We start from the raw sequence: 12,860 nt of genomic DNA on the forward strand, positions 1-12,860 counted from the left end.
CCGTCAGGCGGCGACGGCCGTGCCGATCCGCCCGATCTTCACGCTCGTGAGCTGGGCGAGTTCGGCGATGGAGGAGGCACCGTGGCGGGCGGCGGCGTGGATGATGATGTGTGCGGAGGCCTCGGCGTCGCCCGTGGCGTCGTGGTGCTGGAAGTCGTCGAACCCGGCGGCGAGGGCCGCGACGGGGAGCCGGTAGGAGTCGAGCTGGTAGGTCTTGCGGGCCACGTTGAGGCTGCAGAGGTAGCTGAGCTCGGGGCAGTCGAGCCCGGTGGCTGCGCATCCGCCGCGGATCACGCCCATGTCGAAGCCGGCGTTGTGGGCGACGAGCGCGTCGTCCTGCGCGAAGTCGAGGAGCGCGTCGAGTTGCTCGGCCCACCCCGCTGCTCCGAGGACGTCGCTCGCGACGATGCCGTGGATGCGGGTGTTCCACTCGAGGAACGCGTCGTGTCCGGCAGGGGGCCGGATGAGCCAGCCCGCGCGGTCGACGACGATGCCGTCCCGCACGCGGACGAGGCCCACGCTGCAGGCGGAGGCGGATGACGAGTTCGCGGTCTCGAAGTCGATGGCGGTGAAATCCAGTGGCACGTCCTCACCCTCGCACCAGGGTCCGACACCGCCCGGTCGGCTCGCCGCGTCACGCCCGATCGACCGGCCCGATCCGAGCGGCGACGCACGGGCCGTCTCGGCCGCGTACGATAGACCCTCGTGGCTCTTACTCTCGGCATCGTCGGCCTGCCCAACGTCGGCAAGTCCACCCTGTTCAACGCGCTCACGCGCAACAACGTGCTCGCAGCGAACTATCCGTTCGCGACGATCGAGCCGAACGTCGGCGTGGTCGAACTGCCCGACGCCCGACTCGGCAAGCTCGCCGAGATCTTCGGCAGCGAGCGCATCCTGCCCGCCGCGGTGTCCTTCGTCGACATCGCCGGCATCGTCAAGGGCGCGAGCGAGGGGGAGGGGCTCGGCAACAAGTTCCTCGCCAACATCCGTGAGGCCGACGCCATCGCGCAGGTCGTCCGCGGCTTCGCCGACCCCGACGTCGTGCACGTCGACGGCGACGTGAACCCTGCCTCCGACATGGAGACGATCAACACGGAGCTGATCCTCGCCGACCTCGAGACCCTCGAGAAGGCCGTCACCCGCTTCGAGAAGGAGGTCAAGGGCAAGAAGCTCGACCCCTCCGTGCTCACGGCCGCCAAGGAGGCGCAGGACGCGCTGAACGCCGGCACCCCGCTCTCGGCGACGAAGATCGACCTCGCGCCCATCAAGGAGCTCGGCCTCCTCACGGCCAAGCCGTTCATCTACGTGTTCAACGTCGACGAGGACGTCCTCCAGGACCAGGGCAAGCTCGACGAGCTCGCCGCGCTCGTCGCGCCGGCGAAGGCCGTGTTCCTCGACGCGAAGCTCGAGTCGGAGCTCGTCGACCTCGATGAGGACGACGCCCGCGAGATGCTCGAGTCGACCGGCCAGACCGAGTCGGGCCTCGACCAGCTCGCCCGCATCGGTTTCGCGACGCTCGGCCTGCAGACCTACCTCACCGCAGGTCCGAAGGAGTCGCGCGCGTGGACGATCCCGCAGGGTGCGAAGGCGCCGCAGGCTGCCGGTGTGATCCACACGGACTTCGAGAAGGGCTTCATCAAGGCTGAGGTCATCTCGTTCGACGACCTCGTCGAGACCGGCTCCGTCGCCGAGGCCCGCTCCAAGGGCAAGGCCCGCATGGAGGGCAAGGACTACGTCATGCAGGACGGCGACGTCGTGGAGTTCCGCTTCAACGTGTAGGTGAGGGCTGCAAGAAGCGTCCCTCGTCGGTCAGGAGCCTTGAGCCGGAACCGCTCCGTGTCACAGCCGAGCAGGCGAAGCACGAGGTGGAGCGGCTGGACGATCATGACTGGGTCGACCCGCAAGCCGGTCACCGTTCTGGATGCGTCCCGCATGCAGGTCGGCAGATGAGATCTACACGCGCGGCCTTTCGGGACCGCTGACGCTCCACCCCTCGCCGCCGGCGCGCGCCGTGCGCACTGCGGACGCCCACGCCTCGGCGTCGATCAGATTCATGTGCGCGGCAAGGTCACCTCGCGGGCGAGGAGTTGAAGGAGGGGCGGTGTCAGCGAGTCCGACAGCGCGACTCCGTTCGAACATCATGTGAGGTCGGATGGCGCTGATGCGGCTGCTGTACGGCTCGGTCACCGTGAAGCCCTGGTAGTGGGCATCCTGCGCGAGCGCCGTGGTGACGGCGAAGAGGCGTTCCCTCCGGATCAGGCGAGCCTCGTCGAGGTTCATCGGCCAGCACTCGATGCGTTCGAGGTCTGCGAGGAGCGACGCCTCGTCCGCGTATCCCGCCACCGCATCCGGTTCCTGGGCGATCGCCTCGCCGTACTCGACTCGCCACCCGTTCACGGTGTTCGTGATTCTGGTCGGTACCCGCCACGGGGTGTGTCGCGGTCCGTGCATCTGTGGCCGGCGCCGCATGACCTCGTCGCTCCAGTCCGGCAGACCGCCGTAACCGACCGGTGCCGTCGGAGGCCAGAACCACTCGAGAGGCTGGCCGTCGGGGACCCTGAGGTCGGTGACCGCCCATCCTCGAGAGGCGAGATCGGACTGCACGTCGTTGCCGAGGAGTCGGAGGGCGTCCTCAAAGAAACGGAACTCCTCGCTCGGATCTGTCATAGCTCTATCTTCCCGGCAACCGCCGACGGCCGGAGGCGTTGGCTCCTCGGTCACCACCAGCGTCTGGCGCGGGGGATCAAGTCCAGGAGGGCTGCGAGCCCGGCGAGGGCGCAGACCACCCCGACAAAGCCCGCGGGGGTGTCGCGGAGCGGCCCGACGACGAGCACCACTCCGAGGCCGATCGCGGCCACGCCGAGCCCGGCGCGCCAGTGGCGCCTGGACTTCGCCGACGTGCGGCGACGGGGCAGGTCGGTGGCTCGCGGGCGCGCTCGGCGCCGCGCGCTGAGCGGTGGTCCGGCGTCGTCGGGCCCGTCGACGACGCGCCCGAACTCGTCCACCCACGGTCCGGCGCCGAGCTCGGGGCAGCGGTCATGGACGTTCACGTCGCGCGTGGAGGCATCCGCCGGGTGCGCGGGCATCGCCCAGGCGAGATTCACGTCGAATCGGACTGATCCGTCCGGCAGGAGCGCGTCATAGCCGACGAGCCGTACCGGCCGCCGCCGCCATCGGGACGTGCCGCGGAACGCGGTCGCACGGACGGCGACCGGTCGGACAGGCGATGCACGCATGGATCGATGGTGGCACGTCACACGTGCACACCGCGACGGCCGCGCACTGCCGCGCCGCGGGCCGAAACGGGCGGTACGCTCGATGAGGCGTCACGCGAACCGGCGCCTCCAGGAGGCAAGCGGTGACGATCGATCTGGCGAGCATGCTGGTCGTCGCGGTGATCGTCTGCGCCGCATGCGGGATCTTCTATGCGCTCGACAGCGCGCGCACCCTCGCCGGCCGCCACATGGCCGCCTGGATGTCCGGCTTCGCCACCACCCTGCTCTCGGCGGTCAGCTACCTCGCGGCCACCCTCAACGGTGACTCCGTCTGGATCGTCGCCATCGCCAACGCCTCGATGGTCGCCGCGATCGCCGCCCTGTGGGTGGGCTGTCGGCTGTTCAACGGTCGCCGCAGCCTCGTGCTCCTCGGAACGCTCCTCGTCGGCGTGACGGCGCTCTCGGCCGTCCTGGACCCCACCGACGACCCCGAGTGGGCCGGCACGATCACCCGGCTCGGCTCGCTGATCGTCCTGTCGCTCCTGGTGGTGTTCGAGGCTCGACGCGGTCGCATGCGGACGGCCTCGGCGTCGCTCGTGCTCGTGATCGTCATCGGCCTGCACGCGGCGTTCACCGCCGCCCGCTTGGCGGTGTACATCGCGGAAGGTCCTCACTCGGAAGCGTTCGAGCGGATCTTCGGCACCGCACTCGTGACCTACATGAACCTCGTGTTCGTGATCCTGGTCGCGGTCGGCCTGGTCCTGCTCCGCTCATGGGAGCGCAAGGAGCGGCTCGCGTCCGAACGCGAGGGCATCCGCACCGTGGGTCGCAAGGCCTTCGAGGTCGAGGCGACCGCGCTCCGGACGACGCTCGAGCCGGGCGAACGGCTCGCCGTCGTCGAGGTGGCCATCGACGGATACGGGGACCTTCGGCGTGCCTACGGTCTGGCTTCGGCCGGAGAACTCGAAGCGCTGCTCGCCGAGGCCGTGTTCCGTGCGCTCCCGTCGGGCGCCGTCTGCACACGCGTCCGCGGGGGGATCGTGCTCGTCGCGATGGCGGTCGAGGACGGACCCACCGCTGCGGTGGGCTTGCGTGACCTCTCCACCGGTATCGCAGCCGGGTACCGGGAGGCGGTCGTCGTGCAGCTCGACGGGTTCGCCGGCGCCGCAAAACTCGGCGCCGCGATCGATCCAGAACCCTCGGTCCCCGTCGCCAGGCTCACGGCCGCAGCACGATCGGCGAGGGACGAGGCGGAGCGCCGTGGCGAGCTGCTGCGGTTCGCGCACACGGAGTCCGAGTCGCTCGATCGCTGACCGCGCCCTCTCACCGCGAGGGCTTGCCGAGCGGCCTCCGGCTCAACGACCCTGGCGCTTCTTGTACGGCAGGGGCTCGCCCTTGACCTTCGGAGCGCGGCCCTTGCCCTTGTTCGCCTTGGCCTTGCCGCCGGGAGCGGGAGCCGACTTCGCGGCGGCTGCTGCAGAAGCGTCGAGCTGACGCCGGGCGTCGATGAGGAACGCGTAGCCGGCGTCCGTCAGCTGCGTGGATTCGACGTCGCGGGCGAACAGCTCCGCGCCGAGGATCTCCTCCAGCTTCCGGACGTCGGCGACGACGGTGCTGCGTGGCACACCGAGCGCCTTCGCCGCCTTCGCGAAGTGGAGCGTTTCCGCGGAGGCGACGAAGGAGCGCAGCTGCTTGTGGTCCATGCCCTCAGCCTACGGGGGCGGCGTCGGACCGTGGACCAGCGTGGGTCAGCTGTTCATCGCGCGACGGCGGCGCAGGACGACCGAGCCGACGGCGGCGAGGATGCCGAGGAGCAGCAGGGATGCACCGATCGCGACGATGAGCGTCCCGTTCACGCCCGTTTCAGCCAGGCGGTCGATGTCGCTGACCGGGACCGTCGGGATGTTCGGCTGAGCGTTGACCGGCGGGGAGACCGGCGGGATCACCGGGGTGACCACGGGCGGAGTGACGACCGGAGGCACGACGACCGGCGGCACCAACGGCTGGATCACGATCGTCGATTCGATCGAGTCGTCGGGTGCGGTGCCGTTACTGGCCGTCACGGTGACGGGGTAGCTGCCGGGAGTCGTCGGGGTGCCGCTCACGGTGCCGGTCACGCTGTCGAGGACAAGGCCCGGGGGAAGGGCGCCAGAGGTGACGGTGTAGGTCGCGTCCGGGCTACCGGTCGAGGTGACCGTGCTGTCGTACGTCGTACCGACCGTGCCTCCGGGCAGGGGAGCCGAGGTGATCTCGGGGCTCGTCGTGACCTCGGAGCCGCTGCCGTCGTCACAGTCGGCAGGACGGGTGATCACGGTGTTGATGAGCGTCACCGCGCCGGTGGACGCGAGGAGACGTCCCTCGACGACCGTGCCCGCTCCCGTGGAGATGGACGTGTCGGCGAGGATCGTGCCGACGAAGGGCGCGCCGCCGTTGAGCGTGGCTTCGCTGCCGACACGCCAGAACACGTTGCAGGCGCTCGCGCCGCCGACGAGGGTGACCGAGGAACCGGTGGCGGTCTTCAGCGTGCTCGCCGCCTGGAAGACCCAGACCGACTCCGCGGTACCGGTGAGCGTCACGTTCCCGGTGAGGGAGATCTCTCCGCCGGCGTAGACGCCGGGAGAGAGGTTGAGGTCGGTCAGATCGCCGACCTGCTGCGGGGCCGGCGTGAGGCTGGAGGCCACGCCCATCGCCTTGAGGAGGTCGTTCTTGGCGAGGGCCGCGGGCTCGTTCGTCACGTTCTGGGTGCCGTTGACGAGGCCCGGCGGGAAGCCGGTCACGGCGCTCCCCGGGCTCAGCCCGAGGTCGCCGTTGATGGTGGTGGCCCCGGTGTTCGTGATGGTCGACGACGCGAGGACGCCGTAGTCGGCTGCCGTGCCGAGGAAGATCGGGCCGTCGATCCCGGTCGCGGCGTTCGCGGGCGCGGTACCGATGGCCAGGAGCCCGACCGTGACGATTGCCGCTGCGGCGAGGAGCCGTGGGCGCGTGCGACCGGGTCTGGCGCTGTGGGCGGGTGGAGAGAGTTCGAGGCGCATGCGTGCCCCTTCCGTGTGGGAGGGGCGCGAAGCCAAGAGGATGGCGACATCAACCGCAACTGCTCCCTGTGTAACACCAATGGGGGGTGCCGCGACCCGTAGCGGGGTGGATTGTACTCAATCGTGATGTTGTGCTATGCGGGCGCACGCGCGCGCCTGGCGCGGAATGAACGGTCAGGGTTCGTCCGCCGGAATGAGACGATTGCAGCATGACTGCAACGCTCGTCGCCCAAGGCCTCGCCGGCGGACATGGCCACCGCACCCTGTTCGACAGCCTGGATCTGACGGTCGCGCCGGGTGACGTCATCGGCGTCGTCGGGATGAACGGGGCCGGTAAGTCCACGCTGCTCCAGCTGCTCGGCGGCTCCCTCGAACCGCAGGCCGGCACGATCACCCTGTCGCCGTCGGACGCCTTCGTCGGATCCCTCCCGCAGGAACACGAGCGCGTCGTCGGTGAAAGCGTCGCCGCGTACATCGCCCGACGCACCGGGTGTGCCGCAGCGACCGAGGCGATGGACGCGGCGGCGGCGGCGCTCGCCGAACCGCCCCAGGCCGGCGAGGACCCGGCCGACGTCTACTCCGCCGCCCTCGACCGTTGGCTGGCGAGCGGCGCAGCCGACCTCGAGGAACGGATCCCGGCGGTGCTCGCCGACCTCGGACTGGACCTCGACGCCGACGTGTCGTCCACCATGATGACGTCGCTGTCCGGAGGTCAGGCCGCCCGGGTCGGACTCGCCGCGCTCCTGCTGTCGCGCTTCGACATCGTGCTGCTCGACGAACCGACGAACGACCTCGACCTCGACGGTCTGGAACGACTCGAACGCTTCGTGCAGGGGCTCCGCGGCGGCGTCGTGCTCGTCAGCCACGACCGCGAGTTCCTCGCCCGCTGCGTCACCCGCGTGCTCGAGCTCGACCTCGCGCAGCAGAGCAACCGCGTCTTCGGCGGTGGGTACGAGGCCTACCTCGAGGAACGCGAGGTCGCCAGACGGCATGCCCGCGACGCGTACGACGAGTTCGCGGACAAGAAGGCGGACCTCGTCGGCCGTGCTCGGGTGCAGCGGGAGTGGTCCAGCCAGGGCGTCCGCAACGCCATGAAGAAGGCACCGGACAACGACAAGATCCGCCGGAAGGCCTCAGCGGAGTCCTCCGAGAAGCAGGCGCAGAAGGTCCGCCAGATGGAGAGCCGCATCGCCCGCCTCGACGAGGTGGAGGAACCTCGCAAGGAGTGGCAGCTGCAGTTCACCATCGGGAGCGCACCGCGCTCGAGCACGGTGGTCGCGACCCTGTCGCAGGCCGTGGTGCAGCAGGGCGACTTCCGGCTCGGTCCGCTGTCGCTCCAGGTGAACGTCGGCGACCGGATCGGCATCACCGGTCCGAACGGTGCGGGGAAGTCGACGCTGCTCGCGACGCTGCTCGGCCGCCGGACGCCCGACGAGGGCACGGCGAGCCTCGGATCGAGTGTGCGCATCGGCGAGATCGACCAGGCTCGCTCACTGCTCGTCGGCTCGGAGCCGCTCGCGGACCGGTTCGAGGCGATCGTGCCCGAACTGTCGCCGGGGGAGGTCCGGACGTTGCTGGCCAAGTTCGGGTTGAAGGCCGACCACGTCAACCGCCCGGTCGACGAGCTGTCGCCGGGAGAGCGCACCAGAGCCGGGCTCGCCGTGCTGCAGGCCACCGGCGTAAACCTGCTCGTCCTCGACGAACCGACGAACCACCTCGACCTCGCCGCCATCGAACAGCTCGAAGAGGCACTCGAGAGCTACGAGGGGACGCTCCTGCTCGTGACCCACGACCGACGCATGCTTGACACCGTCCGCATCGAGCGCCGTTGGGTCGTCGAGGCGGGGCAGGTCACCGAGCACTAGTGCTCGGCGGGGCTCAGAGGCCCTGCACGAGTGCGTCGCGCAGTTCGGGTCCGATGTCGTCAGGAACGTCGACGTCGACCGCAAGTGCCTGGAGCGCCCGGCTGTAATAGTTGCGGGCGGCAGCGGCGAGGGCGATGTCGAGGATCTCCCGATCGGAGAAGCCGTGCTCGCGCAGGGTCAGGCTGTCGGCGTCGGTCATGCGGTCCGAGTCGCGACCCACCCGTTCCGCGAAGGCCATCATCGCAACCTCAGCGGGGCTCAGGCCGGCGTCACGATAGTCGGTTGCGATGCGCACGAGCTGGTCTTCGCTGAACAGCGAGAGCGACTTCCTGCCGTGAGCGAGACGGCAATGTCGTGACCGTGTCCCTCGCGCCGCGGCGAGCGTCACGAGCTCGTAGCGTCGCTTGCCGAGCGGCCGGGCGATCGCCCCGATCAGCGCCTCCCAAGCGGCGTATGCCTCGGGGTTCAACGCCATCACCTTCGTGTGCGCAGCGACGAAGCCCTGGTCGGCGATGTCGTCGTCGTACAGCGCGGCCGTCGTCGCATCGGCATCGGCTTCGGGAATGGTTCGCAGGATCGACATGTCGGCCACCTCGCCGGAACGGGTCGCGGGCCGGGCGTCCGCGGCTACCGCTCATGATGGCACTCGACACAGGCGCTGTCAGCACGTCTTCCGCCGGACGTCGGCGATCACGTCGACCTCACCAGGCCCGTCTGTCGCCGGGGAGACCCACATTCCACGCATGAGCGAGGACCCCGCGGCGTTCGCCAGGCGGGGTCCTCGTCGTTCAGGGGGAGAGCGCGTCAGTCGCGCAGCTGCTCCTTGTAGTCGTTCTTCGCCTCGGTGGAGTCGCGTTCGGCCTCGGCCTTCTTGACGTCGGCCTCCGCCTGCTTCACCTTCGCGTCGGCCTTGGCCTCGTCGACCTTGTCGCCGAGACGTTCCTTCGTGTCCTCGACGGCTTCGCCGATCTTCCGACCGGTCGCCTCAGCCGCGTCCTTGGCGTTGTCCAGGAATCCCATGTCAGCTCCGTCTCTGCTCCCGAGTCTCGGTCACAGGATCCACCCTGCCGAACCGCCCGGACGGCGACAACCGGTTGTGTTCCCAGCTGAACGGGGCTAGACCCTCGTCAACCCAGTGAGGCCACGGCGGCGACGGCGGCGACCACGGCGCTCGCCGCATCGTCCAGTTCCCGCGCGGTGACGGCTGTCGTGCAGCTGAGACGCACGGCCGTCTGCGCGACCGTCGGTTCGACGCCGATAGCGAGCAGGACGGCGGAGGGTTCGTCGCTGCCGGCGGCACACGCGGAGCCACTCGACGACACGACGCCTCGGCGTTCGAGTTCGAGGAGGACCGCCTCGCCGCTCGTCCCCGGGAAGACGAACGAGGCGATGCCGGGCAGGCGGTGCTCGGGATGACCGGTGAGTCGCGCAACGGGGACCTCCTGCAGGACCCGCGCGATGAAGGCGTCCCGCAGGAGGGTGACGCGTTCGGTGGCGCCGAGTCGTTCCTGTTCGGCGAGTTCGACGGCGGTGGCGAGGCCGACGGCTGCGGCGACGTTCTCCGTCCCGCTCCGTCGCCCGCGCTCCTGCCCGCCGCCATGGACGAGCGGCTCGAGGGGGAGCGCGCCGCGGACGGCCAGCAGCCCGACCCCCTTGGGAGCGCCGAGCTTGTGTCCGGACAGGCTGAGGGCGTCGACGCCCAGCCGATCGAGCCCGAGCGGGAGCCATCCCGCCGCCTGGACGGCGTCGGTGTGCAGGGGGACCCGTGCGGCTCGCGCGATCGTGCCGAGGGCGGCGAGGTCCTGGATCGTGCCGATCTCGTTGTTCGCGGCCACGATGCTCGCGAGGACGGTGTCCGGCCGGAGCGCAGCCCCGAACTCCTCCGGATCGACGCGGCCCGTGTGGTCCACCGGCAGCGTCGTGACCTCGACGTCGTGGAAGCGGCGCAGGTAGGCGAAGGACTCCGCGACGGCCTCGTGCTCGACGGCCGAGGTGACGACGTGCCGGCCGCGCGTGATCGAGCCGAGCGTGAGGCCCTTCACGGCCAGGTTGTCCGCCTCCGTCCCGCCGGCGGTGAAGACGATGTCGCCGGGGCGGGTGCCGAGCACCGTCGCGATGCGGCGTCGGGCGTCGTCGAGTCCGGCGGCGGCCGCCTCACCGACGGTGTGGTGGCTCGATGGGTTGCCGAAGGTGGTCGTCAGGTACGGCCACATGGCCTCGATCACCTCCCGCCGGACAGGTGTCGTCGCGGCGTTGTCGAGGTACAGCACCTCAGTCCACCGACACGTCGAGGCCGAGGTCCAGCGACCGCACGCTGTGGGTGAGCGCCCCCGACGAGATCACATCGACCCCGGTCGCAGCGATGTCGCGGACCGTCGCCAGGGTCACGTTGCCGCTCGCCTCGACGACCGCCCGGCCGGCGATGAGCGCGACCCCCTCGCGGAGCTCGTCGATGGTGAAGTTGTCGAGCATGATCGTGTCGACACCGGCGGCCAGGACGGCCTCGATCTGGTCGAGCCGGTCGACCTCGACCTCGATGCTCGTCGTGTGGGGGAGCTCCTCGCGCGCCCGCAGCAACGCCTCGGTGACGGTGAGGCCGCGCTCGAGCAGCACCGCGAGATGGTTGTCCTTCACCATGACGGCGTCCGACAGCGAGTGCCGGTGGTTGCGCCCGCCACCCGACCGGACCGCGTGCCGTTCGAAGGCGCGGAGGCCTGGCGTGGTCTTCCGGGTGTCGACGATGCGCGCCCGGGTGTCGGACACGGCGCTGACGTAGGCCGCCGTCATCGTCGCGATCCCGCTCATCCGTTGCACGAAGTTGAGGGCGACCCGCTCGGCGGTGAGCACCGCCCGAGCCGGGCCGGAGACCATCGCGATGGTGTCGCCGGCGGAGAACGACTCACCGTCGGCGACGAGGAACGCGACGCTGATCCCCGGGTCGGTGAGTCGGAACGCGGCCTCGAACACCGCGGCGCCACTGAACACGCCGGCCTCCCGGGCGTTCAGCGACGCTGACGCCTGGGCCGCTGCGGGGATGAGGGCGTCGGCCGTGAGGTCGCCCCAGGGAGCGTCCTCGTCGAGAGCGGCGGAGACGACGGTGTCGATGAGTCGAGGGGTCAGCATGGCGAGAGCACGGATCCGTTCAGGAGCGGGAGGGGAGACGGGTCGGAGGATGACGGTGCCGGCACCGGAGCGAGGATGACGGAGATCGGCCGGGCCTCGGCGACGTCGATCACCGGGTGGTCGTCGCGAGCGTGGGCGCCGCGCGACTCGGTGCGCTGCAACGCCGCGGCGACGACGGCGCGGGCGAGGAGCAGGAGGTTGCGATCCTCGGCCGTCGCCGACGCGTCACCGTGGGTCGGGTGGCTCGGCGAGCCGGACGCCCACCGCGCGAGCGTCCGCGACGCCTCGGTGAGCCCGGACGCGTTCCGGACGAGCCCGGCATGCCGCCACATGAGGTCGTGCAGGGCCTGGCGGCTGAACGGCGGCGCGGCCGATGTCGTGCCGTCGCAGGCGGTGGCTGTGGATTCGAGGTCGATCGTGACGGAGCCGAGTGCCGGACGGCCGGCGATCGGACGGCCGCTTCCGGACGCGTCGATCGCCGCGACGGCTCGCGCGGCGAAGACGGCACCCTCGAGGAGTGAGTTCGAGGCGAGTCGGTTCGCCCCGTGGACGCCCGTCCGAGCCACCTCACCGATCGCGTACAACCCGGCGACCGTCGTCCGGCCGTCGAGATCGGTGGCCACGCCGCCCATCCAGTAGTGGGCGGCCGGAGCGACCTCGACGGGCGTGGTCGACCAGTCGACCCCGGACGCTCGGACGTGCGCGTCGATGCCGGGGAAGCGTTCGGCCAGCCGTTCGGCCCCGAGCGCGGTCGCGTCCAGGGTGACCGGGCGGCCCCCCTGCGCCGCCATGGCCTGCGCGATCCCGCGCGCGACGACGTCCCGCGGTGCGAGCTCGGCGTCGGGATGGAGCAGGTGCATGAACCGGTGGCCCGTGGCGTCCCGGAGGACCGCACCCTCACCACGGACCGCCTCCGAGACGAGGAAGCGCTCCGGGGTGGTCAGGGCCGTGGGGTGGAACTGGACGAACTCGACGTCCGCCAGGACCGCTCCGGCCCGGAGCGCCACCGCTGCGCCGTCACCGGTCGCGACCGACGGGTTGGTGGTGAACGGGTAGAGCTGGCCGACCCCGCCGGTCGCGAGGACGATGTGGTCCGCGGGAAGCGTGACGTGCCCGCGCTCGGCGGACCACAGGTGGGCGCCGACGGCGACGCCGTCCCGGAGGTCGAGGTCGAGGAGCACGGTGTGCTCGAGGACCTGGACCCCGCGGGCTTCGAGCGTCCGGACGAGTGCCGTCTCGATCGCCGCGCCCGTCGCGTCGCCACCCGCGTGCAGCACGCGGGGATAGGAGTGCGCCGCCTCGAGCCCCTTCGCGAACTGCTCGCCGTCGCGGTCGAACGCCACCCCGAAGGCGATGAGCTCTCTGATCCGCTCAGGACCCTCGGTGCAGAGCACGCGCACTGCGGCCTCGTCGCAGAGTCCCGCTCCCGCCAGCAGGGTGTCGCGGACGTGGTCCTCGACGCGGTCGTCCTCGAACATGACCCCGGCGATCCCGCCCTGGGCGTACCGCGTGTTGCTCTGGCCGAGCACGTCCTTCGTGACGACGACGACCTCGTGACGCTCGCTTGCACGGATCGCGGCCACGAGCCCCGCGATCCCGCTCCCGACGACGAGCACCCTGGCCAT

The 12,860-nt window shown here is 70.7% G+C and carries 13 protein-coding genes; 3 read left to right on the forward strand and 10 right to left on the reverse strand.

Features of this window, described 5'->3' with window-relative positions:
• Positions 1-3: 3 nt before the first annotated feature.
• The gene (locus QRN26_RS05445) at positions 4-585 is read right to left on the reverse strand and encodes an exonuclease domain-containing protein (protein ID WP_056007371.1); all 582 of its coding nucleotides are present in this window, start codon (positions 583-585) and stop codon (positions 4-6) included.
• 120 nt (positions 586-705) lie between these two features.
• Here QRN26_RS05445 and ychF point away from each other — a divergent pair, with 120 nt between their 5' ends.
• Positions 706-1,779 carry a redox-regulated ATPase YchF gene (gene ychF / locus QRN26_RS05450; protein ID WP_056778371.1) on the forward strand — a complete coding sequence of 358 codons (1,074 nt, stop codon included), beginning with the start codon at positions 706-708 and terminating at the stop codon, positions 1,777-1,779.
• Between the two features lie 174 nt (positions 1,780-1,953).
• Here the strand turns inward: ychF and QRN26_RS05455 are convergent, their stop codons facing one another.
• Both QRN26_RS05455 and QRN26_RS05460 read right to left on the reverse strand, forming a co-directional pair.
• Positions 1,954-2,667 (reverse strand): hypothetical protein, encoded by a 714-nt coding sequence (locus tag QRN26_RS05455; RefSeq protein ID WP_285035750.1) that lies wholly within the window; start codon positions 2,665-2,667, stop codon positions 1,954-1,956.
• A 50-nt stretch (positions 2,668-2,717) separates the two neighbouring features.
• Positions 2,718-3,236: a hypothetical protein gene (locus tag QRN26_RS05460; RefSeq protein WP_285035752.1), complete on the reverse strand. Its 519-nt coding sequence runs from the start codon at positions 3,234-3,236 to the stop codon at positions 2,718-2,720.
• A gap of 122 nt (positions 3,237-3,358) precedes the next feature.
• On the opposite strand from QRN26_RS05460, the gene QRN26_RS05465 reads away from it, so the two are divergent.
• The gene (locus tag QRN26_RS05465; protein WP_285035754.1) at positions 3,359-4,528 is read left to right on the forward strand and encodes a hypothetical protein; all 1,170 of its coding nucleotides are present in this window, start codon (positions 3,359-3,361) and stop codon (positions 4,526-4,528) included.
• A gap of 42 nt (positions 4,529-4,570) precedes the next feature.
• On the opposite strand, the gene QRN26_RS05470 is transcribed toward QRN26_RS05465, so the two are convergent.
• Both QRN26_RS05470 and QRN26_RS05475 read right to left on the reverse strand, forming a co-directional pair.
• The gene (locus QRN26_RS05470; RefSeq protein ID WP_285035756.1) at positions 4,571-4,918 is read right to left on the reverse strand and encodes a LysR family transcriptional regulator; all 348 of its coding nucleotides are present in this window, start codon (positions 4,916-4,918) and stop codon (positions 4,571-4,573) included.
• A 45-nt stretch (positions 4,919-4,963) separates the two neighbouring features.
• Positions 4,964-6,247, reverse strand: coding sequence for an ice-binding family protein (locus QRN26_RS05475; RefSeq protein ID WP_285035758.1), 1,284 nt, complete (start codon positions 6,245-6,247; stop codon positions 4,964-4,966).
• A 209-nt stretch (positions 6,248-6,456) separates the two neighbouring features.
• Between QRN26_RS05475 and QRN26_RS05480 the strand changes: the two genes are divergently transcribed.
• A complete protein-coding gene (locus QRN26_RS05480) occupies positions 6,457-8,112 on the forward strand; it encodes an ABC-F family ATP-binding cassette domain-containing protein (protein ID WP_056778351.1) in 1,656 nt (551 codons plus the stop codon).
• A gap of 13 nt (positions 8,113-8,125) precedes the next feature.
• On the opposite strand, the gene QRN26_RS05485 is transcribed toward QRN26_RS05480, so the two are convergent.
• From QRN26_RS05485 to nadB, 5 genes are all read right to left on the reverse strand, one after another.
• Positions 8,126-8,695: a carboxymuconolactone decarboxylase family protein gene (locus tag QRN26_RS05485; protein WP_285035761.1), complete on the reverse strand. Its 570-nt coding sequence runs from the start codon at positions 8,693-8,695 to the stop codon at positions 8,126-8,128.
• 221 nt (positions 8,696-8,916) lie between these two features.
• A complete protein-coding gene (locus QRN26_RS05490; protein ID WP_056007346.1) occupies positions 8,917-9,132 on the reverse strand; it encodes a hypothetical protein in 216 nt (71 codons plus the stop codon).
• A 107-nt stretch (positions 9,133-9,239) separates the two neighbouring features.
• A complete protein-coding gene (locus tag QRN26_RS05495; RefSeq protein ID WP_285035765.1) occupies positions 9,240-10,382 on the reverse strand; it encodes a cysteine desulfurase family protein in 1,143 nt (380 codons plus the stop codon).
• Position 10,383: 1 nt separating this feature from the next.
• Entirely contained in the window at positions 10,384-11,235 is an 852-nt protein-coding gene (gene nadC, locus QRN26_RS05500; protein WP_285035766.1) for a carboxylating nicotinate-nucleotide diphosphorylase, read from the reverse strand.
• Positions 11,229-12,860: an L-aspartate oxidase gene (gene nadB / locus QRN26_RS05505; protein ID WP_285035768.1), complete on the reverse strand. Its 1,632-nt coding sequence runs from the start codon at positions 12,858-12,860 to the stop codon at positions 11,229-11,231. Before nadB ends, nadC begins: the two co-directional genes overlap by 7 nt.

Source organism: Plantibacter sp. ME-Dv--P-095 (assembly GCF_030209365.1).
Classification (GTDB): domain Bacteria; phylum Actinomycetota; class Actinomycetes; order Actinomycetales; family Microbacteriaceae; genus Plantibacter.